This is a genomic window from Leptothrix discophora, assembly GCF_030705305.1.
Lineage (GTDB): Bacteria > Pseudomonadota > Gammaproteobacteria > Burkholderiales > Burkholderiaceae_C > Sphaerotilus > Sphaerotilus discophorus.
Genome location: NZ_JAUZEE010000003.1, coordinates 462618 through 487857, shown reverse-complemented (window position 1 = coordinate 487857; position 25240 = coordinate 462618). Strand labels below are relative to the sequence as shown.

At 72.1% G+C, this 25240-nt stretch carries 22 protein-coding genes; 9 read left to right on the top strand and 13 right to left on the bottom strand.

Annotated features, from left to right (window positions below; all coding sequences use genetic code 11):
• Window positions 1-25 precede the first annotated feature (25 nt).
• The gene (locus tag Q8X39_RS08455; protein ID WP_305749203.1) at window positions 26-955 is read left to right on the top strand and encodes a polysaccharide biosynthesis tyrosine autokinase; all 930 of its coding nucleotides are present in this window, start codon (window positions 26-28) and stop codon (window positions 953-955) included.
• A gap of 121 nt (window positions 956-1076) precedes the next feature.
• Here Q8X39_RS08455 and Q8X39_RS08450 read toward each other — a convergent pair whose 3' ends face one another.
• Complete coding sequence (locus Q8X39_RS08450) at window positions 1077-1445, bottom strand: PilZ domain-containing protein (RefSeq protein WP_305749202.1); 369 nt, start codon at window positions 1443-1445, stop codon at window positions 1077-1079.
• 109 nt (window positions 1446-1554) lie between these two features.
• Window positions 1555-3411, bottom strand: coding sequence for an ABC transporter transmembrane domain-containing protein (locus Q8X39_RS08445; protein WP_305749201.1), 1857 nt, complete (start codon window positions 3409-3411; stop codon window positions 1555-1557).
• A 120-nt stretch (window positions 3412-3531) separates the two neighbouring features.
• Here Q8X39_RS08445 and Q8X39_RS08440 point away from each other — a divergent pair, with 120 nt between their 5' ends.
• From Q8X39_RS08440 to Q8X39_RS08405, 8 genes are all read left to right on the top strand, one after another.
• Window positions 3532-5559: a putative bifunctional diguanylate cyclase/phosphodiesterase gene (locus Q8X39_RS08440; RefSeq protein ID WP_305749200.1), complete on the top strand. Its 2028-nt coding sequence runs from the start codon at window positions 3532-3534 to the stop codon at window positions 5557-5559.
• Between the two features lie 25 nt (window positions 5560-5584).
• Complete coding sequence (locus tag Q8X39_RS08435; protein WP_305749199.1) at window positions 5585-6115, top strand: hypothetical protein; 531 nt, start codon at window positions 5585-5587, stop codon at window positions 6113-6115.
• Window positions 6116-6258: 143 nt separating this feature from the next.
• Complete coding sequence (locus Q8X39_RS08430) at window positions 6259-6534, top strand: hypothetical protein (protein WP_305749198.1); 276 nt, start codon at window positions 6259-6261, stop codon at window positions 6532-6534.
• Window positions 6531-7982, top strand: a complete 1452-nt coding sequence (locus tag Q8X39_RS08425; protein WP_305749197.1) for a TolC family protein — start codon at window positions 6531-6533, stop codon at window positions 7980-7982. Before Q8X39_RS08430 ends, Q8X39_RS08425 begins: the two co-directional genes overlap by 4 nt.
• A gap of 35 nt (window positions 7983-8017) precedes the next feature.
• On the top strand, window positions 8018-9463 hold the full coding sequence (locus Q8X39_RS08420) for a multicopper oxidase family protein (RefSeq protein ID WP_305749196.1): 1446 nt from the start codon (window positions 8018-8020) through the stop codon (window positions 9461-9463).
• A 78-nt stretch (window positions 9464-9541) separates the two neighbouring features.
• The gene (locus tag Q8X39_RS08415) at window positions 9542-10060 is read left to right on the top strand and encodes a cupredoxin domain-containing protein (protein ID WP_305749195.1); all 519 of its coding nucleotides are present in this window, start codon (window positions 9542-9544) and stop codon (window positions 10058-10060) included.
• 39 nt (window positions 10061-10099) lie between these two features.
• Window positions 10100-10606: a DUF411 domain-containing protein gene (locus tag Q8X39_RS08410; protein WP_407067991.1), complete on the top strand. Its 507-nt coding sequence runs from the start codon at window positions 10100-10102 to the stop codon at window positions 10604-10606.
• A 26-nt stretch (window positions 10607-10632) separates the two neighbouring features.
• The gene (locus Q8X39_RS08405; RefSeq protein WP_305749194.1) at window positions 10633-10953 is read left to right on the top strand and encodes a copper-binding protein; all 321 of its coding nucleotides are present in this window, start codon (window positions 10633-10635) and stop codon (window positions 10951-10953) included.
• A gap of 32 nt (window positions 10954-10985) precedes the next feature.
• On the opposite strand, the gene Q8X39_RS08400 is transcribed toward Q8X39_RS08405, so the two are convergent.
• The 11 genes from Q8X39_RS08400 to Q8X39_RS08350 all read right to left on the bottom strand — a co-directional run bounded on the left by Q8X39_RS08400 (window position 10986) and on the right by Q8X39_RS08350 (window position 25195).
• A complete protein-coding gene (locus tag Q8X39_RS08400; protein ID WP_407067983.1) occupies window positions 10986-12707 on the bottom strand; it encodes an ABC transporter ATP-binding protein in 1722 nt (573 codons plus the stop codon).
• Entirely contained in the window at window positions 12704-13729 is a 1026-nt protein-coding gene (locus Q8X39_RS08395) for an ABC transporter permease (RefSeq protein WP_305749193.1), read from the bottom strand. The genes Q8X39_RS08400 and Q8X39_RS08395 overlap by 4 nt, the downstream gene beginning before the upstream one ends.
• A gap of 28 nt (window positions 13730-13757) precedes the next feature.
• Window positions 13758-14795 (bottom strand): microcin C ABC transporter permease YejB, encoded by a 1038-nt coding sequence (locus tag Q8X39_RS08390; RefSeq protein ID WP_305749192.1) that lies wholly within the window; start codon window positions 14793-14795, stop codon window positions 13758-13760.
• Window positions 14796-14845: 50 nt separating this feature from the next.
• Window positions 14846-16795: an extracellular solute-binding protein gene (locus tag Q8X39_RS08385; RefSeq protein ID WP_305749191.1), complete on the bottom strand. Its 1950-nt coding sequence runs from the start codon at window positions 16793-16795 to the stop codon at window positions 14846-14848.
• 117 nt (window positions 16796-16912) lie between these two features.
• Window positions 16913-17497 (bottom strand): YceI family protein, encoded by a 585-nt coding sequence (locus Q8X39_RS08380; protein WP_305749190.1) that lies wholly within the window; start codon window positions 17495-17497, stop codon window positions 16913-16915.
• 138 nt (window positions 17498-17635) lie between these two features.
• Entirely contained in the window at window positions 17636-18802 is a 1167-nt protein-coding gene (locus tag Q8X39_RS08375) for a lipocalin-like domain-containing protein (RefSeq protein ID WP_305749189.1), read from the bottom strand.
• Window positions 18802-21369 carry an FtsX-like permease family protein gene (locus Q8X39_RS08370; RefSeq protein WP_369538099.1) on the bottom strand — a complete coding sequence of 856 codons (2568 nt, stop codon included), beginning with the start codon at window positions 21367-21369 and terminating at the stop codon, window positions 18802-18804. Before Q8X39_RS08370 ends, Q8X39_RS08375 begins: the two co-directional genes overlap by 1 nt.
• Window positions 21366-22127, bottom strand: a complete 762-nt coding sequence (locus tag Q8X39_RS08365) for an oxygen-binding di-iron domain-containing protein (protein ID WP_305749188.1) — start codon at window positions 22125-22127, stop codon at window positions 21366-21368. The genes Q8X39_RS08370 and Q8X39_RS08365 overlap by 4 nt, the downstream gene beginning before the upstream one ends.
• A 111-nt stretch (window positions 22128-22238) precedes the next feature.
• Entirely contained in the window at window positions 22239-22934 is a 696-nt protein-coding gene (locus Q8X39_RS08360) for an ABC transporter ATP-binding protein (protein ID WP_305749187.1), read from the bottom strand.
• Complete coding sequence (gene miaA, locus Q8X39_RS08355; protein WP_305749186.1) at window positions 22931-23923, bottom strand: tRNA (adenosine(37)-N6)-dimethylallyltransferase MiaA; 993 nt, start codon at window positions 23921-23923, stop codon at window positions 22931-22933. Before miaA ends, Q8X39_RS08360 begins: the two co-directional genes overlap by 4 nt.
• A 21-nt stretch (window positions 23924-23944) precedes the next feature.
• A complete protein-coding gene (locus Q8X39_RS08350) occupies window positions 23945-25195 on the bottom strand; it encodes a multidrug effflux MFS transporter (protein ID WP_305749185.1) in 1251 nt (416 codons plus the stop codon).
• Window positions 25196-25240: the final 45 nt, after the last annotated feature.

Genomic DNA, 25240 nt, shown 5'->3' with positions numbered 1-25240 from the left:
GACACCCCGACCGGAGCCGCACCCGATGAGCAACGCCGTCCGCCAGAACAGCACCTACCCACGTGGCCCGCAACTGGTCCACAACGCCGCCGCACCCGAGGACCTGCATTCGCGCTTCGACGACGACCGCAGCATCGGCGACATCATTCGCCAGACCAAGAACCTCAGCGAGGAGCAGGTCAACGCGATCGTCGAACACCAGCGTGCCAACGGCCTGCGCTTCGGCGAGTCGGCGGTGGCGCTGGGCCTGGCGAGCGATTCGGACGTCGTGTTCGCGCTCAGCCAGCAGTTCCACTACCCCTTCACGCCCGAGGAACGCCGCGCCACGCATGCCGAGCTGGTCACCGCGGCGCAGCCCTTCAGCCAGCAGTCCGAGGCCTTCCGAGCCATCCGCAGCCAGCTGATGATGCGGGTCTTCAACCCGGCCGAGCCCAAGCGCGCGCTGGCCGTCATCAGCCCGGATGCGGGCGACGGCAAGACCTTCTTCGTCGCCAACCTGGGCGTCACGCTGGCGCAGCTCGGCGGCCGCACGCTGGTGGTCGATGCCGACCTGCGCGGCCCGCGGCTGCACGAGGTCTTCGGCGTGCCCAACAACCACGGCCTGAGCGGCATCCTCAGCGGTCGCCAGGAAGAGAACGTGATCTACCAGGCGCCGGACATCCCGAGCCTCTACGTGATGCCGGTGGGCGTGACCCCGCCCAACCCGCTCGAACTGCTGGAGCGCCCGGCCTTCCGCCTGCTGATGAACGAGCTGCTGCGCAAGTTCGACCACGTCGTGGTCGACACACCGGCGGCCGTCTACGGCAGCGACGCCCCCGTCATCGCCAGCAAGTGCGGCGCCGCCCTGGTGCTCGCGCGCAAGGACCGCACCCGCATCCAGCACCTGCAGGACTTGACCGGCACGGTCGGCGCCAGCACCGCCAAGCTCGCCGGCGTGATCGTCAACGAGTTCTGAGCGCCGGGCCGCCCCAGGCGGCCGAGGGGCTCGTGCAGGCCAGCGCCGGGCCGCCCCAAGCGGCCTGCGCATCCCCACGGGGGATCGGCTGCCGTACCCGGCGGCCGAGGGGCTCCATGTGTCAGCCGTACTTGATCTTCTGGATCCACTGATCCAGGAGCTTCCGGGCCGGTGGCGTCAGGTCGGCCCAGGTGCCGCCGAGCCGCCATTCGCCGTGGCTCATGACCAAGAAGGCCACCGACATGGTGCCGGGCACGGCCTGCAGCCGGCGCGGGTCGAGCAGGTCCGGGACGCCCAGCACCAGCTCGAAGCGGTCACGCTGCGGGATCGGGTGATCGCTGCGCAGGCCGATGCCGTTGTCCGACAGGTCACGCACCTTGACGTCGATCTCCTGCCCCGTCGCGATCCTGAGCCGGGCCGGCCAGGCGACCGGGTAGCGAGGCTCGCGGCGGTTGTCGATGCTGTCGGGTGTCAGCAGGCTGCGGCTCATGGCATGGGTCTCCGGGGCGGTCGCGGGCAGATCATCCCGTGCTCTTCGGCGCGCGGGTGCGCCGCTTGAACATCATGCGACCGGGGCTTGAGCCGGATCAAGCGCGGCCTCAAGCCCCAACCGTCGCCAGGCTCTCGTCCGGCGCATCGGCATCGGCCAGCTCGGCATGGAACTGCTGCGCCGCCAGGCGGGCATAGACGCCGCCTTGCGCGACCAGGTCGGCGTGCCGGCCGGTCTCGACGATGCGGCCCTCATCGAGCACCACGATGCGGTCGGCCTTCTGCACCGTCGCCAGGCGGTGGGCGATGACCAGCGTCGTGCGGTGCGCCATGGCCGCTTCCAGCGCGGCCTGGACCAGCCGTTCGCTTTCGCTGTCGAGCGCGCTGGTGGCCTCGTCCAGCAGCAGCAGCGGCGTGTTGCGCAGGATCGCGCGGGCGATGCTGATGCGCTGGCGCTGACCGCCCGACAGGCGCACGCCGCGCTCGCCGAGGAAGCTCGCATAGCCCTCGGGCAGCGCGCGGATGAAGCCGTCGGCATGGGCCGCGCGGGCGGCCTCGATGACCTCGGCCTCGCTCGCGTCGGGCCGGCCGTAGCGGATGTTCTCCAGCGCGCTGGCCGAGAAGATCACGCTGTCCTGCGGCACCAGGCCGATGCGGCTGCGCAGGTCCTGCAGCGAGACCGCGTCGACGCGCCGGCCATCGATCATCACGTCGCCCTGCTGGGCGTCGTAGAAGCGCAGCAGCAGCTGGAACAGGGTGGTCTTGCCCGCGCCGCTGCTGCCCACCAGCGCGACGGTCTCGCCGGGCGCGATGTGCAGGTCGATGCCCTGCAGCGCCGCGGTGCGGGGCCGCGACGGGTAGTGGAAGGTCACGCCGCGCAGGTCGACCGAGGAGCCGCCCTGGACCGGCGGCAGGGCCAGCGGGCGCACCGGGTCCGACACCGGCGACTCGGCCGCCAGCAGCTCCATGAGCCGCTCGGTCGCGCCGGCCGCCCGCAGCAGGTCGCCCCAGACCTCCGACAGCACCGCGATGCTGCCCACCAGCAGCACCACGTAGACGACGGTCTCGCCCAGGTGACCGGCGCTGATGTCGCCACGCAGCACCGCCTGGGTGCCCTGGTAGAGGCCCCACAGCAGCGCGCCGAAGGTGGCGCTGATGATGAAGGCGACCAGCATCGCGCGGGTCCGGGTGCGTCGGCGGGCGACGTCGAAGGCGGCCTCGGTGGCGTCGTGGTAGCGGGCCTGTTCGCGCGCTTCCTGGGTGTAGCCCTGCACCACCGGGATGGCGTTGAGCACCTCGGCGGCGATCGCGCTGGTGTCGGCGACGCGGTCCTGGCTGGCCCGGCTGAGGCGGCGCACGCGGCGGCCGAAGTACATCGACGGCGCGACCACGATCACCAGGATGCCCAGCACCTGCACCATCACCATCGGGTTGGTCAGCACCAGCATGACCAGCGCGCCCAGGCCCATCACCGTGTTGCGCAGGCCCAGGCTGAGGCTCGACCCGACGACGGTCTGCACCAGCGTCGTGTCGGCGGTCAGGCGGCTCAGCACCTCGCCGGTCTGGGTGGTCTCGAAGAAGGCCGGGCTCTGGCGCAGCACGCGGGCGTAGACGGCATCGCGCAGGTCGGCGGTGATGCGCTCGCCCAGCCAGCTGACGGTGTAGAAGCGTGCCGCCGAGAACAGCCCCAGCGCCACGCCGACGCCGAACAGCGCCATGAAGTGCTCGCGCAGCGCCATCACGCGGGCGCCGGGATCGCCGCTCATGACCTCGCGGCTGACGAGACCCTGGTCGATCAGCTGGCGCATCGCCACCGGCACCATCAGCGTCGTGCCGGCCGCCAGCACCAGGAACAGCAGCGCGGCGCCGACCTGGCGGCGATAGGGCCGGATGAACGGCGCGAGGCCGCGCAGCGATCGGGGCGTGGGTGCGCGAGGGCGCTCGGTGACAGTGCTCGGTTTGGCCATGGCGCGGCAGTTTACGCAGTGCCCGCAGCGGGCAGAATCTGGCGCCGTGCCGCACCTTCTCCCGTTGACCGTGTCCTGTCCACCGCCGTCGTCTGCCGCCATGGCCCCAGGGGCCTGACCATGCTGCACTGGCGCCCCCAGCTGTCGATCCGCCTGACGCTGCTGCTGGCCGTGCTGGTGGCCGTGCTGGCGCCGCTGGTGATCTGGCTGAGCCTGCAGCAGCGCATGTTCCGCACCACCTTCGAGCCGCTGGTCGTCGAGAGCCGCAAGGCCCAGCTCTACCTCGCGGTGGCCGCGCTGGCCGATCCGCTGTGGTCCCTGGACGCGGCGGAGATCTCTCGCGTGCTGGACCGGACCGCCGAGGCCTCGTCGGTGCAGAGCCTGCGCCTGGTCGAGACCCGGCCGACCGATGACTCGCGCGCGCTGACCCACCAGCGCGAGCGCACCTTCGGGCCGGACGAGGCCGCGTTCAGCGGTGCACCGGTCTGCCTGCAGGCGCCGGTGCTGCGCGAGGGCCAGACGCTGGGCGAGCTGCAGGTCTGCTTCGTGCGCGACCAGCTCGAGCGCGCCTTCACCAGCCGGCGCATCGAGCTGTTCAAGCTCGCCGCGCTGCAGGCGGCGATTGCGGCGCTGCTGCTGATGGCCGTGCTCTACCACCGCCTGATCCGGCCGCTGGACCGGCTCAAGGAGCAGGCCACCCGCATCGCGATGCGCGGCGACGAGGGCACGGTCGACTGGCGTCGCCAGGACGAGATCGGCGAGCTGGGTGAGCACCTCAACGATGTCCACCGCCAGCTGCACACGCTGTTCGGCCAGATCGAGCGGCAGCAGAAGGCGCTGGAGAAGCTGGCCCTGCATGACCACCTGACCGGCCTGCCGAACCGTCTGCTGTTCCGCGAGCTGGCCCAGAGCGCCTGTGCCCAGGCGCTGCGCGAGGGCTACCTGATGGCGATGCTCTTCATCGACCTGGACCGCTTCAAGGTCGTCAACGACACGCTGGGCCATTCGGCCGGCGATGCGCTACTCAAGATCGTCGCGCGGCGACTGACCGGCGCGGTCCGGGCGTCCGACATCGTCTGCCGGCACAGCGGCGACGAGTTCATCGTGCTGCTGCAGGACGCCGGCACGGTCGAGCAGCTGGTGCAGGCGGTCGAGCGCATCCAGTACGAGGTGGCGCGACCGATCGAGCTGGACGGCCGCGAGGCGCGCGTGTACGCCAGCATCGGCATCGCGCTGCTGCCCGACGACGCACGCGAGCCCGACGAGCTGATCCGCCATGCCGACCTGGCCATGTACGAGGCCAAGAAGGCCGGCCGCGACCGCCACGGCTTCTACCGCGCCGAGCTGAACCAGCGCGTGCAGGCGCAGATGGCGGTCGAGCGCGAGCTGCGCGAGGCCCTCGCGCGCGACGAGTTCGAGCTGCACTACCAGCCGCAGATCGGCGCCACGCGTGGCGAGCTGCTGGGCTGCGAGGCGCTGATCCGCTGGCGCCACCCGGTGCGTGGCCTGGTCGGGCCGCTGCACTTCATCCCGGCCGCCGAGCAGGCCGGCCTGATCGGCGAGATCGGCGCCTGGGTCGTGCGTGCCGCCTGCGCCCAGATCGCGCAGTGGAAGGCCGACGGGCTCGCCTTCGGTTGCGTCGCGGTCAACCTCTCGGCGCACGAGTTCCGCGACCGGGGCCTGGTCGACATCGTGCGCGAGGCCATGCGCGAGCACGGCGTGCGGCCCGACGAGTTCGAGATCGAGATCACCGAGACCGTGCTGATGACCGAGCAGGCCTCGCTGAGCATCGTCGCCGACCTGCAGGGCTTGGGCATCCACATCGCGGTCGACGACTTCGGCACCGGCTACTCGTCGCTGGCCTACCTCAAGCGGCTGCGCCCGCGCACCATCAAGATCGACCGCTCCTTCCTGAAGGACCTGCCCGACGACGAGGACGATCGCGTCGTGGTCGAGGCCATCGTCGGCATCGCCCATGCGCTGCACATCGATGTCGTGGCCGAGGGCGTCGAGACCGAGGCCCAGCGCGACTACCTGCGCGAAGCCGGCTGCCACATCCTGCAGGGCTACCTGATCGCGCGGCCGGCCGATGCGCAGCAATACGCGCGCTGGCTGGCCGACCGTCCCCCCGACATCGTCTCGGCCTGAGGCGGTTGCCTATACTTTCGAGGTGATGTCCATCTGCCTCCGCCCCGCCTGGCGACGCCTGATCGCCGTGCTGCTGCTGCTGGCCCTGCCGCTGCAGGCGGCCGAGCTGGCGCGGATGGTGGCGTGCATGCCAGCGACGATGGCGGCAACGATGGCGGCAACGATGGTGGCGGTGAAGGTGGCCGCGTCGCCCGCCGAGGCCGATCACGACGGCCAACATGCCCAGGCGCGGTCCCATGCCCAGTCCCACGACGACGGCCACCATGACGACCGCCAGCACGACGACGGCCAGCACGACGACGGCCAGCACGACGCGCAGGGCGACGATGCTTCGCATGACCCGTCGCATGATCCGTCGCATGACCACGACGGTGGCCACGCCGGCAGTTGCTGCAAGACCTGCCTGGCTGGTTGCTGCAACTGGGTGCTGACCGTGGCGACCGACTGGCCGATGCCGGACTGGACGCCGTCCAGCTACCCGCGGCTGGCCCTGGCAGCGACGCCCGAGCCGCTGCCGCGCGGGCTCGAACGACCTCCCCGGAACGCGCGCGCCTGACGCGCCGCGTGCGCCTGGCCGAGCCCTGGCCGGGCGGGTCACGCACGCTTCCCGATCGCCCGATGAGATCGCCCGACGTGATCGCCCAACGCGATCGACCTGGTGGACCGCCCACGCGGCCGCCGTCGTGTTCCGAGGCTCCCATGTTCCTGAACCCTTCCGTCGCGCGCCGGCTGGTGGCCGTCGCGCTCTGTGGTGCGTGCTGGCCCGCGCTGGCCGCTGAACCCGCCCGCCCGCCGTCGACCCGGCCGGATCCGCTCGACGCCGCGGCGCCGACGCTGGCCTTGCCGCATCGCAGCGTCTGGGCCGAGCGCCGTCCCCAGGCGGCCGATGCCGAGCCGCTGGACTGGCGCCGTGCCAACGAGGCCGTGCGCCGCGCCGGTGGCTGGCGTGCCTATGCGCGGGAGGCGGCGCCATGAGTCGCCGCCGTCTCGCACCAGGACCGCTGCCGGTCCGCCTGTCGCTGGCCGCCGCGACGCTGGCCCTGGCCGGCTGCGCCACGCTGGACGACGCGCCCGGCGGCCGCCGCGCCGAGTCCCCGGTGGCGCAGGCCGTGGCCCGCCAGACCGGCCTGCCGGCCGACGCGCTGCGGCTGTCGCGCGACGAGGCCGATCTCGACGCCGTGCGGCGCGAGGTCGACACCCTGCTGCGCGAGCCGCTGGCCGCCGACGCCGCGCTGCGCATCGCGCTGATCAACCACCGCGGCCTGCAGGCCAGGCTGGCCGACCTGGGCGTGGCGCAGGCCGACTGGCTCGCGGCCGGCCGCCTGCCCAATCCGCGCTTGAGCTTCGGCAAGTTCCGGCGCGGCGACGAGCGCGAGATCGAGCGCGGCCTGTCCTTCGAGCTGGGCCACTGGCTGATGCTGCCCTGGGCCCGCGAGATCGAGGCCGGCCGGCTGGGCGCGATGCAGCGTGGCGTCACCGCCGAGGCGCTGGCGCTGGCCGCGCAGGTCCGCAAGGCCTGGGTGCAGGCCGTCGCCGCCCGCCAGCTCGAAGACGCAGCCTTCCAGCTGCGCGAGAACGCCGCGACCGGTGCCGAGCTGGCCGACCGGCTGCGCGCGGCCGGCAACTGGAGCCGCCTGCAGCAGGCCCGCGAACAGGGTTATCGGGCCCAGGCCGAGCTGCAACATGCCCGCGCCCGGCAGGCTGCCGTGGCCGCGCGCGAGCGCCTCAACCGCCTGCTGGGCCTGTGGGGCACGCAGACCGCCTACACGCTGCCCGACCGCCTGCCTGATCTGCCGGCCACGCTGCCCGAGCGGCCCGACCTGGAGCGCCAGGCGCTGGCGCAGCGCTTCGACGTCCAGGCCGCCCGCCTGCAGCTCGACGCCACCGCGCGCAGCCTGGGACTGACCCGCGTCACCGGCTGGGTCAACGGCCTTGAACTGGGCGTCGTGCGCAACACGTCCAACGAGGCCCCGCCGCAGACCGGTGTCGAGCTGAGCGTGGAGCTGCCCTTGTTCGGCGGCGGCCAGGCCCGCACCGCCCGCGCCGAGGCGCTCTACCTGCGCAGCCTGCACCAGGCCGCGCAGGTCGCCGTCGAGGCCCGTGCCGAGGTCCGCGAGGCCGACGCCGCCGCGCGCTCGGCCTGGGAGATCGCCCGCCACCATGCCGAGGTGCTGGTGCCGCTGGCCCGCCAGGTCTCCGACGAGAACCTGCTGCGCTACAACGGCATGTTCATCGGCACGCCGGAGTTGCTGGCCGATGCGCGCGCGCAGGCCGCCGCCGTGGCCGCGTCCATCGAGGCGCAGCGCGATGCCTGGCTGGCGCAGGCCGACCTCGAACTGGCGCTGGTCGGCAAGCCCGAGCTCATGAGCGCCGGCGGTGCCGCCTTCGGTGGCGCCAAGGACAACGCGGGCGCGGCGCATTGAGCGCGCCCCGCATCGACCCGACAGGACAACTGAACATGGTCTCCCGACGAGATTTCATCCGCGGCTCCGGTGCCACGGCCGCCGCAGTCACCGCCGCGATCACCGCCGCGGTGAGCGGTGCCGCCGTCAGCCGCGTGGCGATGGCGGCCTTGCCCGAGCCGGTCAGCCAGGCCAGCGCTGCCACCCAGGCGCCGCTGCTGCCGCCCGACGGCCGGCCCTATGACCCGGTGGTCACGCTCAACGGCTGGACCTTGCCGTGGCGCATGGTCGACGGCGTCAAGGAATTCCACCTGGTCGCCGAGCCGGTCGTGCGCGAGCTGGCACCTGGCATGAAGGCCCACCTGTGGGGCTACAACGGCCAGAGTCCCGGCCCGACCATCGAGGTGGTCGAGGGCGACCGCGTGCGCGTGTACGTCACCAACCGCCTGCCCGAGCACACCAGCGTGCACTGGCACGGCCAGCGCCTGCCCAATGGCATGGACGGCGTGTCCGGCCTGACGCAGCCGGCGATCCCGGTGGGCAAGACCTTCGTCTACGAGTTCGTCGCGCGCCGGCCCGGCACCTTCATGTACCACCCGCATGCCGACGAGATGACGCAGATGGCGATGGGCATGATGGGCTTCTGGGTCACGCACCCGAAGGCGGCGCACCCGCTGATCGCCCGGGTCGAGCGCGACTTCTGCTTCCTGCTCAGCGCCTACGACATCGAGCCTGGCAGCGCGACGCCGAAGATCATGACGATGACCGACTTCAACCTGTGGACCTGGAACAGCCGCGTCTTCCCGGGCATCGACAGCCTGAACGTGCGGCTGGGCGACCGGGTCCGCATCCGCGTCGGCAACCTCACGATGACCAACCACCCGATCCACCTGCACGGGCACGAGTTCAGCGTCACCGGCACCGACGGCGGTCCGACGCCGGTCGGCAGCCGCTGGCCGGAGGTCACCACCGACATCGCGGTCGGCCAGATGCGCCAGGTCGAGTTCATCGCCGACGAGGAGGGCGACTGGGCCTTCCACTGCCACAAGAGCCACCACACGATGAACGCGATGGGCCATGCGGTGCCGACGCTGATCGGCGTCGACCACACCGGCCTGGCGGCTCGCCTGGCGCGCGCCGTGCCCGACCACATGGTCATGGGCGAACGCGGCATGGCCGACATGGCCGAGATGCAGATGCCGCTGCCCGACAACACGCTGCCGATGATGACCGGCACGGGGCCGTTCGGCTCGCTGGAGATGGGCGGCATGTTCAGCACCCTCAAGGTCCGGCGCGACCAGAAGCCCGGCGACTTCCGCGACCCGGGCTGGTTCAGCCACCCGCCCGGCACCGTCGCCCGCGAGTGGACCGGCCCGGTCGGCACGCCGGCCCGCGCACCCAGTGCCTCACCCGCTGCCTCACCCGCTGCCTCACCCGCTGCCTCACCCGCTGCCGCAGTCGAACTCCAAGCCCGCAAGCCCGCCGGGCATGCGGGCCATTGAACAGCTGGAACCTTCCGGCCTGTTCCCTGACAAACCCCATACGAGCTCCACATGAGCCCCACACGAGCCCCACACCCGATGAACACGAAGAACCTGTCGATCGACCGATCCTGCGCGATGCTGCTGCTCGCGCTGACCGCCCTGTGTGCCGCACCGGCTGCACAGGCCCACGGCGAGAAGGCCCATGCCGACGCGCCCAAGGAGCTGCGCCTGGAGCAGAAGCCCTGGGGCATCGCCGCGCCGGCCAAGGCCGCGACCCGCACGATCGAGATTCGCATGAGCGACCGGATGCGCTACACCCCCGATCGCATCGAGGTCCGCGAGGGCGAGACCCTGCGCCTGGTGCACCGCAACCGCGGCAAGCTGATGCACGAGTTCGTGCTCGGCACGGCCGAGGAACTGGCCGCGCATGCCGAACTGATGAAGAAGTTCCCGAACATGGAACACGACGAACCCTACATGGCCCACGTGCCCGGCGGCCAGCGCGCCGAGATCGTCTGGACCTTCAACCGCCCCGGCGAGTTCCAGTTCGCCTGCCTGCTGCCCGGCCATTTCGAGGCCGGCATGGTGGGTCAGGTGATCGTCAAGCCGCGCTGATCCCGAGCCCGTCCTTTCAGGAGAACCCCGATGAACACGATGATCCCGACGACTTCCCGCTGCGGCACGCGCCGCCGCGAACTCGTCGCGCTGGCGCTCGGCGGCCTGCTGGCCCCGGCCGCGATGGCGGCTCCCGACAAGACCGCGCAGGACAAGGCCGCCAGGCCGCTGGTCGATGTCTGGAAGAGCCCGGACTGCGGCTGCTGCAAGGACTGGGTGCGCCACCTGGAGGCCCATGGCTTCCAGGTCCGCGTCCACGACGAGGGCAACCAGGAGGCCCGCGTGCGCCTGGGCATGCCGCAGCGCTACGGCTCCTGCCACACCGCCAAGGTTGGCGACTACACGCTCGAAGGCCACGTGCCGGCGCGCGAGGTGCTGCGCCTGCTCAAGGAAAAGCCGGCCGGCATGGTCGGCCTGGCCGTGCCGGCGATGCCGGTCGGCTCGCCCGGCATGGACGGCCCCGAGTACAAGGGCCGCAAGGACCCCTACGACGTGCTGCTGGTGCAGCGCGACGGCGGCGCCACGGTCTTCCAGTCCTATCGATGAAACCGGTCCCAGCGGAGAAGATGCCCATGAACACGACGAACTCCCGCCGCCTCGCCCTGCTGGGCATGCTGGCGGCGCTGTCCCTGTCCACCCTGTCGACCGCCGGCGCGGCGGAACCTGCCGATGGCCTGAGCGAGGCCGAGATCCGCCGCGTCGACAAGGCCGGCGGCAAGCTCACGCTCAAGCACGGCGAACTGCGCAACCTCGACATGCCGCCGATGACCATGGTCTTCGTCGTGCGCGACCCCAAGGGCATCGAAGGCCTGAAGGTCGGCGACCGCATCCGCTTCGTGGCGGGGCAGGACGGGCCGAACTACACGGTGCAGTCGTGGGAGCTGGTGAAGTGAGTTGAGAGGGTCGGCCCCGTGCCGACCGCTGTTCAGCGCGCTGGCTCCGCCGCCAGCGCCGCCGCCAGCAGCGTCTGCGTGTACGGGTGCTTCGGTGCGTCGAAGACCTGGGCCGTCGGGCCGCGCTCGACCACCTCGCCGTCCTTCATCACCAGCACCTGGTGGGCGACCGCGCGGATCACCGCCAGGTCGTGGCTGATGAAGACATAGCTCAGGCCCTGTTCGCGCTGCAGCTTGAGCAGCAGCGCCAGCACCTGCTGCTGCACCGAGGCGTCGAGCGCGGAGGTCGGCTCGTCGAGCAGCAGCAGTTCGGGCTTGAGGATCAGCGCCCGGGCGATCGCGATGCGCTGGCGCTGGCCGCCGGAGAACTCGTGCGGGTAGCGTTGCAGCAGGTCGGCGCCGCCGCGCGTGTCCGTCACGCGGCCTTGCGTGTCCAGGCCGACCTCGGCCAGCACCGCGCGGATGCGGGCCTCGCGCGCCGCAGCGTCCAGTTCGGGGTGGTGCAGCGCCAGGCCCTCGCCGACGATCTGGCCGATGGTCATGCGCGGCGACAGCGCGGCGAACGGGTCCTGGAAGACCACCTGCATGCGCCGGCGCAGGCCGCGCAGGTCGGCGCCTTCGGCCAGGTCGACGCGCTGCGTCGAACGCTGCTGGCTGGTGTTCATGACGTCGCCGGCGACCTGGTTGTGCAGCGTCACCTCGCCAGCGGCCAGCGGCTGCAGCGCCAGCAGCGCCATGCCCAGCGTGGTCTTGCCCGAGCCGGACTCGCCGACGATGCCGACGGTCTGGCCGCGCGGCACGTTCAGCGAGGCCTCGCGCACGGCGACGAAGTCGCGGCGTCGCCACCAGCCTGCCGGCTGGCTGAAGGTGACGCGCACGCCTTGCGCCTGCAGCAGCGGGGTCTGGCGGCTGTCGCGTTCGCTGCTGGTTAGCGGCTGCGGCCGGGCGGCCAGCAGCTGGCGGGTGTAGGGATGCTGCGGGCGGGCGAAGACGCGGGCGGTGATGCCGTCCTCGACGATCTTGCCGCGCGACATCACCGCGACCCGGTCGGCATAGCGGCCGACCAGGTTGAGGTCGTGCGTGATGAACAGCAGCGCCATGCCCATCTCGCGCTGCAGCTCGTCGAGCAGGGCCAGGATCTGGGCCTGGATGGTCACGTCCAGCGCGGTGGTCGGCTCGTCGGCGATCAGCAGGCGCGGCTTGCAGGCCAGCGCCATGGCGATCATGGCGCGCTGGCGCTGGCCGCCCGACAGCTCGTGCGGGTAGGCGTCGATGCGCCGCGCGGGCTCGGGGATGCCGGTGCGGTCCAGCAGCGCGATGGCGCGCTCGCGGGCCTCGCGGGCGTTCAGGCCCTCGTGCAGTTCGAGCACCTCGCCGATCTGGTTGCCCACCGTGTAGAGCGGGTTCAGGGCCGTCATCGGCTCCTGGAAGATCATCGCGATGTCCTTGCCGCGCAGGCCGCGCATCTGGCGTTCGCTGGCCTGCATCAGGTCGGTGCCGTCGTAGCGGATCGCGCCGCCGACGTGGCTGGTGCCGTCGACCAGGCGCAGGATGGACAGCGCGCTGATCGACTTGCCCGAGCCCGATTCGCCGACCAGCGCGAACTTCTCGCCGATGCCGATCTCGAAGCTGACCTGGTCGACCACGGTCTGGCCGTTGAAGGCCACGCTGAGGTTCTCGACCTGCAGCAGCGGCATGCCGGCGACCTGCGGCAGCTGGCTGTTGGGCAGGCTCTGGGGTGCGGTGCTGCTCATGACTTGCGGGTGTCGAAGGCGTCGCGCAGCGCGTCGCCGATGAAGGTCAGCAGCAGCATCGTCACGGTCAGCAGCACGAAGGTCGGCACGATGATCCACCAGGCGTCGAGGTTGGCCTTGCCCTGGCGCAGCAGCTCGCCCAGCGAGGGCACCGAGGCCGGCACGCCCAGGCCGAGGAAGTCCAGCGAGGTCAGCGCCAGGATGGCCGCGCTCATGCGGAAGGGCAGGAAGGTGATGACCGGCGTCAGCGAGTTGGGCAGCACGTGGCGCCAGATGATCTGGCCATTGCTCAGGCCCAGTGCCCGCGCGGCCTTCACGAACTCGAGGTTGCGGTTGCGCAGGAACTCGGCGCGCACGTAGTCGCCCAGGCCCATCCAGCCCCACAGGCTCAGCAGGACCAGCAGCAGCAGCAGCGAGGGCTCGAAGATCGACGCGAAGATGATCAGCAGGTAGAGCTCGGGCACGGCGCCCCAGATCTCGATCAAGCGCTGCGCGACCAGGTCGGTGCGGCCGCCGAAGTAGCCCTGCAGCGCACCGGCGGCCACGCCCAGCACGGTGCCGGTCAGGGTCAGCGCGAGCGCGAACCAGATGCTGACGCGGAAGCCGTAGATCAGCCGCGCCAGCATGTCGCGGCCCTGCGCGTCGGTGCCGAGCACGTTGAGCGCGTTCGGCGCCATCGGGCTGGGCAGCGGGTCGAAGTAGTTCAGCGAGGTGGCCGAATGCGGGTTGAGCGTGAAGACGGCCCAGTTGCCGTCCTCGCGCAGCTTGCCGGTGATGTAGGCGTCCTTCCAGTCGGTCGGCGTGCGGAAGTCGCCACCGAAGGCGGTCTCGGGCGGGTTGTCGACGATCGGCAGGCTGACGCGGCCCTGGTAGGACACCAGCAGCGGCCGGTCGTTGCTGACGACCTCCGCGAACGTGCTGAGCACCAGCAGCACGACGAAGAGCCACAGCGACACATGGCCCAGCCGGTTGCGCCGGAAGCGCGCCCAGGCGCGGGCATTGGGTGAGGAGGAGCGGGTCATCACGGGGCGGGGCGGATGTGCCGGTCGGTCATTTCGCGGCCTTGCCGAACTGCACGCGCGGGTCGACCACCACGTACAGGAGGTCCGAGACCAGCTTGACGACCAGGCCGATGAGCGTGAAGAGGTAGAGCGAGCCCAGCACGACCGGGTAGTCGCGCCGCACGACGGCCTCGTAGCCGAGCTGGCCCAGGCCGTCGAGCGAGAACAGGTTCTCGATCAGCACCGAGCCGGCGAAGAAGGCGCCGATGAAGGCGGCCGGAAAGCCGGTGATCAGCGGGATCAGCGCGTTGCGGAAGATGTGCTTGTAGAGCACGCGGCCCGGCGACAGGCCCTTGGCCCGCGCGACCTTGACGTACTGCTTGCGCATCTCCTCGACGAAGGTGTTCTTGGTCAGCAGCGTCATCACCGCTAAGCTGCCGATGGTCATGCAGGTCAGCGGCAGCGCGAGGTGGTGGAAGTAGTCGGCGATGCGGGCCGGCCAGTCCAGGCTGGCCCAGTTGTCGGAGGTCAGCCCACGCAGCGGGAACCAGTCCCAGTAGGTGCCGCCGGCGAACAGCACGATGAGCAGCACGCCCAGCACGAAGCCCGGGATGGCATAGCCCACCAGCACCAGCAGGGTGGTCAGCACGTCGAAGCGCGAGCCCTCGTGCACCGCCTTGGCCACGCCCAGCGGGATGGAGACGAGGTAGGCGATCAGGAAGCTCCAGACGCCCAGGCTGATGGACACCGGCAGCTTCTCCAGGATCAGCGTGGTCACGTCCTTGTTGAACATGAAGCTCTTGCCGAGGTCGAAGCGCACGAAGCGGCCGAGCATCTCGACATAGCGCACATGCGCGGGCTGGTCGAAGCCGTAGAGCTTCTTCAGCGCCTCGATCTGCTGCTTGTCGACGTCCCGGCTGGCCTTGTAGCCGCTGCTGTCACCGCCCTTGTCGGCCGCGCGCGCCTCGGCCATGACCTGCTCGACCGGCCCGCCGGGCACGAACTGGATCACCACGAAGGTCAGCGTCAGCGCCCCCAGCAGCGTGGGCACCATCAGCAGGATGCGCTTGAGGATGTAGGCGAGCATGGGTCTCGTGAGGTGTCAGTGACGCGTGCAGGGGTGGCGATGCGCAGGGTTCACGGCCGTTGCTCCCGCTCCACCCACCAGGTCCACAGCGGCCAGGGTTCACCGCCGTCGATCGAGATGTAGCCGGGTTGCACGGCCGGCTTGCCGAAGCGGTTCCAGTAGGAGACGCGCTCCTTGCTCAGGTACAGCTCGGGGATCTGCCAGTGGTTCCACATCACGATGCGGTCCAGCGCACGGGCGGCCGTGCGCAGCTGGGCGATGTCCCTGGCATCGGCGACGGCCTGGATCAGCGCGTCCACCGCCGGGCTCTTCACGCCGCGGAAGTTGTTGCCGCCCGGCTCGTCGACCGTGGCGCTGCCGAAGCCGGCCTTGAGGTCGGTCGCGCTGGGCAGGGTGAAGTCGCCCTCGACGATGGTGATCAGGTCGTAGTCGTAGGTCTCGAGGCGGCGACGGTAGAGCGCGAAGTCGACGACGCGTTCCTTGAACTCGATGCCGAGCTTGGACAGGTTGTGCTGGAAGTCGGTGTTGCGGCCGGGCTGGCTCGGTTCGAGGTACTCGACCACGAAGGGCTCGCCCTTGGCGTTGCGCAGCTTGCCGTCGTCGGCGACCTTCCAGCCGGCCTGTGCCAGCAGGTCGCGGGCGCGCAGCAGGTTGGCGCGCAGGCGCTGCGCGTCGCCCTGCACCGGCGCGACATAGGCCGGGCCGAAGACCTGCGGCGGCAGCTGGTCGCGGAAGGGTTCGAGCAGCGCCAGTTCCTCGGCCGACGGCCTGCCTTGCGCGGCGAAGTCGGAGTTGTTGAACAGGCTGTTGGCGCGCTGGTACTGGCCGTAGCGGTTCAGGCGCTCGAAGTCCCAGGCCAGCGTCAGGGCCTCGCGCACGCGGGCATCCTGGAAGATCGGCCGGCGCAGGTTGAAGTGGGTCGACTGCAGGCCTTGGCCCCAGGCGGTCGGCAGCTCGGCCTTGACGATGCGGCCCTCGCGCCACTTCACGCCCTGGTGCTGGCGCACCCAGGCGCGTGCGCTGTATTCCTTGAAGAAGTCGAACTCGCCGGCCTTGAAGGCCTCGGCCGCCACCGCCGGATCGGCGTACATGCGGTAGACGATGCGCTCGAAGTTGAAGTGGCCGCGGCGCACGCCCAGCCCGCGGGCCCAGTAGCGCGGGTTGAGCCTGAACTCGATGCGGCGCGGCATCTCGACCTGGTCGATCAGGTAGGGACCGCTGGCGATCGGGTGCTCCGAGACGATCTGGTCGAAGGGCTTGACCTTGCCGTCGACGGCACCCCAGCGCTGTGAGAACACCGCCATGCCGCCGGCCGCGAAGACCGCGTCGATCTTGCGTTCCTTGAGCGTGAAGCGCACGGTGGCCGGGTCGAGCGCGGTGACCTCGCCGATGTCCGACAGCGCGATGCGCACGCCCGGCGCGGCCTGGGCGCTGGTCAGCAGGCGGTGGCTGTGAACGACGTCGGCGGCGGTCACCGGCGTGCCGTCGGAGAAGCGCGCCAGCGGGTGGATGCGGAAGGTGACGCTGGCGAGGTCCGGCGCGACCGACATCTGCTCGGCCAGCAGGCCGTACATCGTCTGCGGCTCATCCATCGAGCGCGTGGCCAGGCTCTCGAACATGAACAGCGAGACACCGGCCGGCGCGTTGCCCTTGATCGTGAACGGGTTGAACTTGTCGAAGCTCGATCGCCGGTCCGGGTTGCGCAGCCACAGCGTGCCGCGCTTGGGCGCGTCCGGGTTGACGTAGTCGAAGTGGGCGAAGCCGGCCGGGTACTTGGGCGTCGTGTAGGCCGCGTAGGCATGGCTCCAGGCTTCCAGCGGCTGGGCCGGCGCGACCGCGCTGGTCGGGGCGGCGACCGCACGTGGCGTGGCGCGGGTGTCGGCCGACGTGGCCTGTGCCGAGGCCGCGATCGCGACGGTCGACAGCAGCAGCGCCAGCCATCGTCCGGCGTGGCTCGGCAGGGTGCGGATCGACGGGCGGGCGGGGCGCTGGAGGGGCATGGACCGGAGGCGTGGACAGGAAGGAAATGAACCCAACCGATTCTAGGCAGCAGGCCCCCGCCGGCAGGGTGCGCGAGGTCCCTGCAAGTCGGGTGTGAGCCCGTTGAGAGCCAGGTGTCAGTCTCGCGCCACGGCCTCGACCTGGATGCGCAGCACGGTGGCCATCGAGAAGCCCCAGTCGCGGCCGACGTCGAAGCCCCACGCGTCGCGCGAGAAGGTGGCCTGCGCATCGGCGCCGCACCAGTCGCGCTTGCTGAGCGGGTGCGGCTGGCACTTCCAGCGTGCCACCTCCAGCGTCAGCGGGCGGGTCACGCCGCGGAAGTCCAGCGTGCCGACGACGCGCGGCGTGTCGCCGGGCGCGAAGCCTTCGAGACGGCCCTTGTAGAAGGCATAGGGGAACTCGGCGACGTTGAACATCGCGGTGTCCTTGGCCACGCTGTTCATCTGCGCCAGGCCGAAGTCGATGCTGCCGACGTCGATCTTCAGGTCGACCGTGCCGCTGCCGGCCGCCTTGTCCAGCCACAGCGTGCCGGTGGTGGTGTTGAACTTGCCGCGCCAGGTCGACATGCCCATGTGGTCGGCCTCGAAGCTGGGGTAGGTGTGGGTCGGGTCGACGACGTATTCGACCGGTGCGGCGCGGGCGCTGCCCAGGGCGGTGGCGAGCAGGGCGGTGGCCAGCGCGGGCGAGAAGCGGAAGGTCATGGTGATCCCCAGGTTGGACGGCGGGCAGGCGATCGACGCGGATCGACGCGGATCGACGGCCTGGATGGCCCGGATTGTGTGGGCGCCTCCGCGCCGCCGGTGCGACAAGGGCGTTTCAGGCCACGCTTCAAGCCACGTTCAACGCAGCTGCAGGCGCTCGGCGTAGCCGGTCATCTCCAGGTAGCCCAGGCCCAGGCGCTGGCGGCCGTCGGCATCGAGCAGCTCGCTCAGGCCTTCCCAGTAGACCGTGCCGGTGCTGGCGCGGCTGTCGAGTTCCTGGGCATCGAACAGGGCCCGCACGCGGTAGCGGCCGGCGGGGCTGTCGAGCTGCCATTCGACCGGGTAGCGCGCCTTCGTCGCCGGGCTGGTCCAGTGGCGCAGCGGCGTCCAGCGCAGCGCCTCGCCGCCGGCGTGCTCGAAGCTGCGGCTGCGACCGTCGGGCTCGCGCGATGAGCCACCGGTCCAGAGCGTCGCCCCGTCGTCGTCGCCCGAGGCGGCCTGGCGGTTGTGGCGGCGCAGCCGGAAGGCGGTCAGCGCGCGGCCGTCGAACAGGTTGAAGCCGATCCAGTCCCAGCCGATCGCCTCGGGGTCGAGCAGGCTGTCGCTCCACTCGTGGTCCAGCCAGGCCCGGCCGACCAGGCCGCGGGTGCGGCCGTCGCGGGTCAGGCTGGCCTGCACTTCCAGCTGCGGCTGGCTGTAGTAGTGGCTGAACTGCGCCGGCCCCGGCCCCTTGCGCGACCAGCCCTGGCGGCCCTGCAGCAGCACCGGGCCGGTGCTGCGGGCGCTCAGGTCGAGCCGGTCGGCCAGTGCGCTGCGGCCCAGGCTGACACGGTAGACGCTGGCCTGCGCGGCGGGCTGGCCGGCCACCGGCTCGCGCCACAGCCGCCAGTCGCGCAGCCGTGCGTCGCTGTCGCCCACGGTCGCAACGGCGATGCCGAAGCCGGCGCGGGCGATGCGCTGGTCGTGCAGCAGCCGGCCGTCGCGCACGTCGCCCAGCGCGGCATGGGCCATGAGCAGCTGGCGGGCGGCGAAGGCGCTCGGGTGGTCGGCGCGCACGTCGGTGCGCGAGCGGAAGAAGGTGATCTGCAGGCCCAGCAGCGGCTGCTCCGGCGCGGCCGGATCGGCCAGCCAGCCGGTCAGGTACCACCACTCGATGCGGCGCTCCGGGTGCGCGCCGAAGTCCTGCGGGAAGGCCAGCGGCTGCGGCCGGGTGCGCTCGTCGGCAAGGCCGGCGAGCGGCCAGGGCCCTGGCAGGGCGAGCGCGGCCAGCCGCGCCAGCGTCGCTCGTCGCGCGAGATGGGGCATCACCAGTCCTCCTTGACGGCGCGGACCATGTCGCCGAGGTCGCGCCCTGCGGCGATGCGGGCCGACAGCCAGGCGGTCGCGCTGCCGGCCGCGACCACGGCGCCGGCCAGCGCGGCCAGGCGCGCGACCGGCAGGCTCAGGTCCATGGTCCAGTGGAAGCTCTGCGGGTTGACGACCCAGACCAGCACGCCGCTGACCGCCAGGCCCAGCAGCAGCCCGAGCGTCGCGCCGACGGCGCTCCAGAGCGCGCCCTCGGCGGTCACCAGCGTCAACACGTCGCGGCGCGACAGGCCCAGGTGCAGCAGCGTGCCGAACTCCTTGCGCCGGGCCAGCACCTGGGCCGAGAAGCTGGCCGCGATGCCGGCCAGGCCGATCGCGATGGCGACCGCCTGCAGCCAGGTCGTGACCGCGAAGCTGCGGTCGAAGATGGCCAGCGAGGTGGCCCGGATCGCCGCCGGCGTGGCGAACTCCAGCAGGTCGCCGGCCTCGCCAGCGACGCTGCGGATGCGCTGCTGCAGGGCCGCCGCGTCGGCATCGGGCTGCAGCCACAGCGCCAGGTCGTTGACGCGCCGGTCGCCGCTGAGCGCGATCCAGTCGGCCCGTTCGATGGCCAGCGAGCCGTGCTGGCGGGCGTAGTCGCGCCAGGTGCCGCGGATCCAGACCGTCGCGCGCCGGCCATCGGGCAGCGGCAGCACCAGCCGGTCGCCGGGGCGGGCGCCGTGTTGCGCGAGGTAGCCCTCGCTGGCGTAGACCGCCGGCAGGCCGGGCTGCGTCCGGGCGTCCAGCAAGGTGCCGACCAGCGGCAGCGAACGCGCCGGATCGCCGATCTCGCGGGCGATTAGCGGCACGGCGGCACGTCCGGGCGCGATCTGCAGCGGCACCACCCGCATGGCCTGCAGCTGGCGCACGCCGGGCAGGGCGGCGATGGCATCGGCCAGCGCCGGCTCCAGGTAGACCGCCTCGGCCTGCGACGTGCTGGTGGCGGTGCGGGCATACAGGTCGGCCGGCAGGACCTGGGTCAGCCAGTCGCTGACCGAGTCGCGGAAGCTCGCCACCATCACCGTCAGCGCCACGCTCAGGGCCAGGCTGGCGATCACGCCGGCGACGGCGATGGTGGCGTGCTGGCGCTGGTCGCGGGTGCGCTCGACCGCCAGCAGCGCCAGCGGCCGGCGCGGCGGACGCAGCCGCGCCAGCACCGCGTCGACGCCGGCCGGGACGCAGGCGATGCCGCCCAGCAGCAGCAGCGCGACCGCGACGTAGGCCGCCAGCGGCAGGTCCAGCACCGGCGGGACGAAGCACAGTGCCAGCGCGAGCGCCAGCAACAGCGGGCCGAACCCGCGCCGCGCCGGGCCTTCGCCGTCGTCGCCCAGGCCCTTGAGCGCCAGCGCCGGCGCGATGCGCTCGGCCTGCCGCGCCGGCTGCCAGCCGCCGATCAGCGCGGCGACCACGCCCAGTCCGGCATAGAGCAGCGCCGCGCCGCTCGACCACTGCAGCGGCGGGGCCGCGCCAGCGCCGAACACGCCGCTGCCCAGGTCGCCGCCCAGGCGTTGCAGTGCCAGCCAGGCCAGGCCGGCACCGAGCGCCACGCCCAGGCCAGCGCCGAGCGTGCCGATCAGCGCCGACTCGACCAGCACGCCGCGCCGGCGCATGCCCGCGTCCAGTCCCAGCACGCCCAGCAGCGCCAGCTGCGGCACCTGCTTGGCAACCGCCAGGGCCTGCACCGACCAGACCAGGAAGGCGCCGGTGAACAGCGCCACCAGGGCCAGCACCGTCAGGTTGACCCGGTAGGCGCGCGACAGGTTGGAGATGTGCAGCGTCGCCTCCTCCGGCTGGGCCAGGCGCAGCGGCTGTGACGGGTCCGCGTTCAGGGCCGCGAGCAGCGCCTCGCGGTCGGTGCCGGGGGCGAAGCGCAGGTCGATGCGGCTGATCTGGCCGAGCCGGTCCAGATGGGCCTGCGCACCGGCGATGTCCATCACGAGCAGCGGCGGGCCCTCGGCGCTGACCGTGCCGGCCCATGCCAGCGTGACCCGGCCGCTGCCCGACAGCAGCGCGAGCGTGCGCTCGCCGGGCCCGAGCAGTGCCTGTGCGGCGGGGTTCAGGAAGACCCGGTCCGGGTCCAGCAGCGCCAGCCGGGGCGCGTCGTCGGCCGGCCGGGGCAGCAGGGCCGGCGCCAGCGCGGGCGCGACCAGCGCGTCGATGCCGAGCACCTTGACCGGCACGCGCTGGCCGCTGCCGAGCTGCATCAGCGTGTCGACCTCCAGCACCGGGCTGGCCAGCAGCACCTCGGGCCGCGCGGCAAGCTGTGCGTAGACCGACTCCGGCAGGCGCGCACCGGAGGCCGGGCGCAGCTCGGCATCGGGCTGGCCGTTGACGCTGCGCACCGCCGCGCCGAACTCGGCCAGCGCCGAGCGGTTGATCAGCTGCACCGCCAGCGCCAGTGCCACGCCGAGCGCGATCGCCAGCACCGCGATCAGCAGCCGGCCGGGGTGATGGCGCCACTGCTGGCCGATCAGGCGCAGCTGGCCGCGCCAGCCCAGCGACGCGGCCCCGTCCACGGGGCTCGTCAACGCGGCACGGTGTAGTGGCCCTGCTGCATCAGGTCGATGCCGCAGGGCAGGTTCTGCACCCAGTCGATGAACTCGCCGACCGCCTGGCCCGCGATCGGCGCGCCGTGCTGCGGCACGAGCATGCGGATCGGCAGGGTGCGGACCATCTCGGCCCACAGCCGCAGCACCTTGTTGCTGACCATGTAGCGGCGGTGGAAGGGCTCCATGCGCGGGATGTGTTCGGTCAGCGAGTGGATCGGCACGCGCGGGTCGACGCCGATCGAGGTGCCCAGGTCGCCGCTGAAGAGGATGCCGCTGGGCGGGTCCCAGAACTGGAAATTGCCCTCGGCATGCAGGAAGTGCGCCGGCAGCGCGATCAGCTCCTGCTTGCCGATGAGGATGCGTGAGCCGCGGTCGGGGATACCGATCACCCGGCCGCCGGTCTTGCCGGGCTTGCAGAAATGCGGGATGAAGCGCTCCCACACGGTCGAGATGTAGACCGGCGCCGAGGTCGAGGTCATCCAGCGGTCCAGCGACGCGATGATGTCCGGATCGGCATGCGAGGCCACGATCGCGCTCAGCTGCTGCGGCGGGAAGTGCTGGGTCATGCCCAGGTACAGCTCGTTGTAGGCCAGGTTGCCGCCCGGATCGATGATCGCGCCGGTGTCGTCGTTGACGATCAGGAACTGGTTGGCCTGCACCGCCTCGCCGTGGTGCTGGTTCAGGTCGCAGAACATCAGGCGCTGCAGACCACCTTGACGAAACAGTTCAACGGGCATGGGGGACCTGTCCAGGGCCGGCGAGGTGCCGGCAGAAGTTTCAGTTTCGGTCAGGACGACGTCGCGTGTCCTGACCGGTCTCGATGCGGCGGGATCGTAGCGTCGAGCCTGTCACGCGGCCGGCGCCTCGGCCCGCACGCCGTCGCCGAGCAGGCGCAGCACGCGGTCGGCGCGTCGCGCGGCCTCGTCGGAGTGGGTCACGATCAGGCAGCCGGCACCGTTCTGGCGGACCTGCGCGAACAGCAGGTCCAGCACCTGCGCGGCGCTGTGCGGATCGAGGTTGCCGGTCGGCTCGTCGGCCAGGATCAGCGCCGGCCGGTGCACCAGCGCCCGCGCGATGGCGACCCGCTGCAGCTGTCCGCCCGACAGCTCGCGCGGCCGGCGGGCCTGGTAGCCGGCCAGGCCGACGCCGGCCAGCACCTCGGCCACCCGCGCATCGACGGCCGCTGGCTCGCGCTGGCCCAGCAGCAGCAGCGGCAGCGCGACGTTGTCGGCCACGCTCAGGTGCGGCAGCAGGTGGAAGGCCTGGAAGACGAAGCCCAGCGAGGTTCGCCGCAGCGCCGCGGCCTGCGGCTCGGCCAGCTGGCCGACCACCTGCCCGAGCAGCCGGATCTCGCCGGCATCGGCCACATCCAGCCCGGCGATGCAGTTCAGCAGGCTGGACTTGCCGACCCCGGAGGCGCCCAGCAGCGCCACCACCTCGCCGCGCGCCAGCGTCAGGTCGATGCCGCTGAAGACGGGCGTGGCGCCGTAGCGCTTGGCGAGGCCGCGGACGGCGAGGAGGGCGGTATCGGACATCGTGTTCATCGCTCAGGCACCAGGAATCCCGCCTGCTCAGCCAGGCTCAGCACCTGAGCCAGCGCATCGGGCGCGTCGCAGGCGATGACGCGGCGCGCGGGCATGCCGCGCAGCCAGGTCAGCTGGCGCTTGGCGAGCTGGCGGGTGGCGGCGATGCCGCGTTCGGCCAGCTCGGTGGCCGGGAAGGCGCGCTCGAGCATCTCCCAGGTCTGGCGGTAGCCGACGCAGCGCATCGACGGCAGGCCGGGATCGAGGTCGCCGCGCTCGCGCAGCCGCCGCACCTCGTCGACCAGGCCGGCGTCCAGCATCTGGCCGAAGCGCTCGGCGATGCGCTGGTGCAGCCAGGCGCGCGAGGCCGGCTCCAGCGCGACCAGCGAGCCGGGGCCGGCCGGCGAGGGTGAGCCGTCCTGCCGGTCACGCTGGTGCAGCGCCGACAGCGGCTGGCCGGTCAGGGCGTGGACCTCCAGCGCGCGCTGGATGCGCTGCGCGTCGGCTGGCGCCAGCCGGGCGGCGGTGACCGGGTCGACGCGGGCGAGTTCCGCATGCATCGCCGGCCAGCCGATCGCCTGGGCGCGGGCATCGAGCGCGGCCCGCACCGCCGGGTCGGCGGCGGGCAGCGGGTCGATGCCTTCGAGCCAGGCCTTGAAGTACAGCATCGTGCCGCCGACCAGCAGGGCCCGCGCGCCGCGCGCATGGATCTCGTCGACCAGCCGGCGGGCGGCCTGTGCGAACTCGGCCGCCGAGTAGGCGCCGGTCGGCTCGATCAGGTCGATCAGGTGATGCGGCACCTCGGCCCGCTCGGCCGCGCTCGGCTTGGCCGTGCCGATGTCCATGCCTCGGTAGACCAGCGCCGAGTCGACGCTGATGACCTCGACCGGCGGCCCGCCGCGCGCGCGCTGCGCCCGCACGATGGCCAGCGCGGCAGCGGTCTTGCCGCTGGCGGTCGGGCCGGCCAGGGCGAGCCAGGGGGGACGGGTGTTGGTGGTTGTGCTTGTCATCGGTCGTCGCGTGGTCCCACCTCAGCCCGGCGCATGCCCATGCCGGCGCACCAGCGTCCACGCCACCGCGGTCGTCAGCACGGCGGCCAGGGCGATGCCGTAGGCGAGCGGGCGGGTGCTCTGGTCCAGCGTCAGGCCCAGCAGGTTGCCGACACCGAAGGCGACCAGGGCGAGCAGGAAACCGGCCAGGGCCGACGCGCCGCCGGCCTCGCGCGGGAAGTGGCTGACCGCGCCCGCCTGGCCGCAGCTCTGGTGGGTGCCGTGGGCGAAGGCGTAGGCCAGCTGCGGCAGCAGCACCGCCCAGACCGTCTGCACGCCGGCCCAGGCCAGGGCGGCCAGGCTGAGACCGCCGGCCAGCGTCCACCAGGCGGCGCGCTGGACCGCACCGGCCGCGCCGTGTGCCAGCAGCCAGCGGCGGCACATGAAGGTGCCAGCCAGGTAGGCCACCGAGCTGCTGCACAGTGCCACGCCGTATTGGGCCGGGCTCAGGCCCAGCACGTTGATGTAGACGAAGGGTGAGCCGGCCAGGAACAGGAACAGGCCGGCATAGGTGCCGCTGGTCAGCGCCGCCCAGGCCTGGAAGTTCCGGTTGCCGAGGATGCGCCGCCAGCTCGCCAGCAGCGGGCCGGGCCGCAACGCGTCGGGGTTGGCCTGGGGGACGGTCTCGGGCACGCGGGCCCAGACCCAGGCCGCCAGCGTCAGGGCCAGCAGCGCCACCACGGCGAAGGGCGCGCGCCAGCCCCAGGCCGAGGTGACCCAGCCGCCCAGCAGCGGGCTGGCGATGGCGATCAGGCCCAGGCCGGACATCGCCCAGGACATCACCCGCGTGCCCTCGGCCGGCGCGTACAGGTCGCGCACCATCGCGCGCGCCACGACCACCAGCGCGGCCAGTGCCGCACCCTGCGCGCCACGCGCGGCGATCAGCAAGCCGATGTTCGGCGCCAGCATGCCGGCCAGCACCGCCAGCGTGTACAGAACGATGCCGGTCAGCAGCACCGGGCGGCGGCCAACCCGGTCGGCCACCGGACCCCAGATCAGCTGCGCCAGGCCGAAGGCCAGGATCAGCGTGGACATGGTGAGCTGCGCGGTCGCGACGCTTGTGCCCAGTTCGCGCGTCAGCAGCGGCAGGGCGGGCAGGTAGAGGTCGGTGGTGGCCGGCTGCAGACCCAGGCACAGCGCCAGGGTGATGGCGGCCTGGGTGGCGGTGAAGCGGGCGCGCGAGAGGGTCGGGCGGGCCGCCGCCAGGTCGGTCGTGGGGGGCGAAGACTGCATCGGCGGGAGCGTATCAGGGGTGTCTCACCGGAGCGGCACCGCCGG

Bases quoted from the DNA above. Each gene is read 5' to 3' on its own strand.
- Q8X39_RS08455 (WP_305749203.1), top strand. From the start codon at position 26: ATGAGCAACGCCGTCCGCCAGAACAGCACCTACCCACGTGGCCCGCAA.
- Q8X39_RS08450 (WP_305749202.1), bottom strand. From the start codon at position 1,445: ATGAGCCGCAGCCTGCTGACACCCGACAGCATCGACAACCGCCGCGAG.
- Q8X39_RS08445 (WP_305749201.1), bottom strand. From the start codon at position 3,411: ATGGCCAAACCGAGCACTGTCACCGAGCGCCCTCGCGCACCCACGCCC.
- Q8X39_RS08440 (WP_305749200.1), top strand. From the start codon at position 3,532: ATGCTGCACTGGCGCCCCCAGCTGTCGATCCGCCTGACGCTGCTGCTG.
- Q8X39_RS08435 (WP_305749199.1), top strand. From the start codon at position 5,585: ATGTCCATCTGCCTCCGCCCCGCCTGGCGACGCCTGATCGCCGTGCTG.
- Q8X39_RS08430 (WP_305749198.1), top strand. From the start codon at position 6,259: ATGTTCCTGAACCCTTCCGTCGCGCGCCGGCTGGTGGCCGTCGCGCTC.
- Q8X39_RS08425 (WP_305749197.1), top strand. From the start codon at position 6,531: ATGAGTCGCCGCCGTCTCGCACCAGGACCGCTGCCGGTCCGCCTGTCG.
- Q8X39_RS08420 (WP_305749196.1), top strand. From the start codon at position 8,018: ATGGTCTCCCGACGAGATTTCATCCGCGGCTCCGGTGCCACGGCCGCC.
- Q8X39_RS08415 (WP_305749195.1), top strand. From the start codon at position 9,542: ATGAACACGAAGAACCTGTCGATCGACCGATCCTGCGCGATGCTGCTG.
- Q8X39_RS08410 (WP_407067991.1), top strand. From the start codon at position 10,100: ATGATCCCGACGACTTCCCGCTGCGGCACGCGCCGCCGCGAACTCGTC.
- Q8X39_RS08405 (WP_305749194.1), top strand. From the start codon at position 10,633: ATGAACACGACGAACTCCCGCCGCCTCGCCCTGCTGGGCATGCTGGCG.
- Q8X39_RS08400 (WP_407067983.1), bottom strand. From the start codon at position 12,707: ATGAGCAGCACCGCACCCCAGAGCCTGCCCAACAGCCAGCTGCCGCAG.
- Q8X39_RS08395 (WP_305749193.1), bottom strand. From the start codon at position 13,729: ATGACCCGCTCCTCCTCACCCAATGCCCGCGCCTGGGCGCGCTTCCGG.
- Q8X39_RS08390 (WP_305749192.1), bottom strand. From the start codon at position 14,795: ATGCTCGCCTACATCCTCAAGCGCATCCTGCTGATGGTGCCCACGCTG.
- Q8X39_RS08385 (WP_305749191.1), bottom strand. From the start codon at position 16,795: ATGCCCCTCCAGCGCCCCGCCCGCCCGTCGATCCGCACCCTGCCGAGC.
- Q8X39_RS08380 (WP_305749190.1), bottom strand. From the start codon at position 17,497: ATGACCTTCCGCTTCTCGCCCGCGCTGGCCACCGCCCTGCTCGCCACC.
- Q8X39_RS08375 (WP_305749189.1), bottom strand. From the start codon at position 18,802: ATGCCCCATCTCGCGCGACGAGCGACGCTGGCGCGGCTGGCCGCGCTC.
- Q8X39_RS08365 (WP_305749188.1), bottom strand. From the start codon at position 22,127: ATGCCCGTTGAACTGTTTCGTCAAGGTGGTCTGCAGCGCCTGATGTTC.
- Q8X39_RS08360 (WP_305749187.1), bottom strand. From the start codon at position 22,934: ATGAACACGATGTCCGATACCGCCCTCCTCGCCGTCCGCGGCCTCGCC.
- miaA (WP_305749186.1), bottom strand. From the start codon at position 23,923: ATGACAAGCACAACCACCAACACCCGTCCCCCCTGGCTCGCCCTGGCC.
- Q8X39_RS08350 (WP_305749185.1), bottom strand. From the start codon at position 25,195: ATGCAGTCTTCGCCCCCCACGACCGACCTGGCGGCGGCCCGCCCGACC.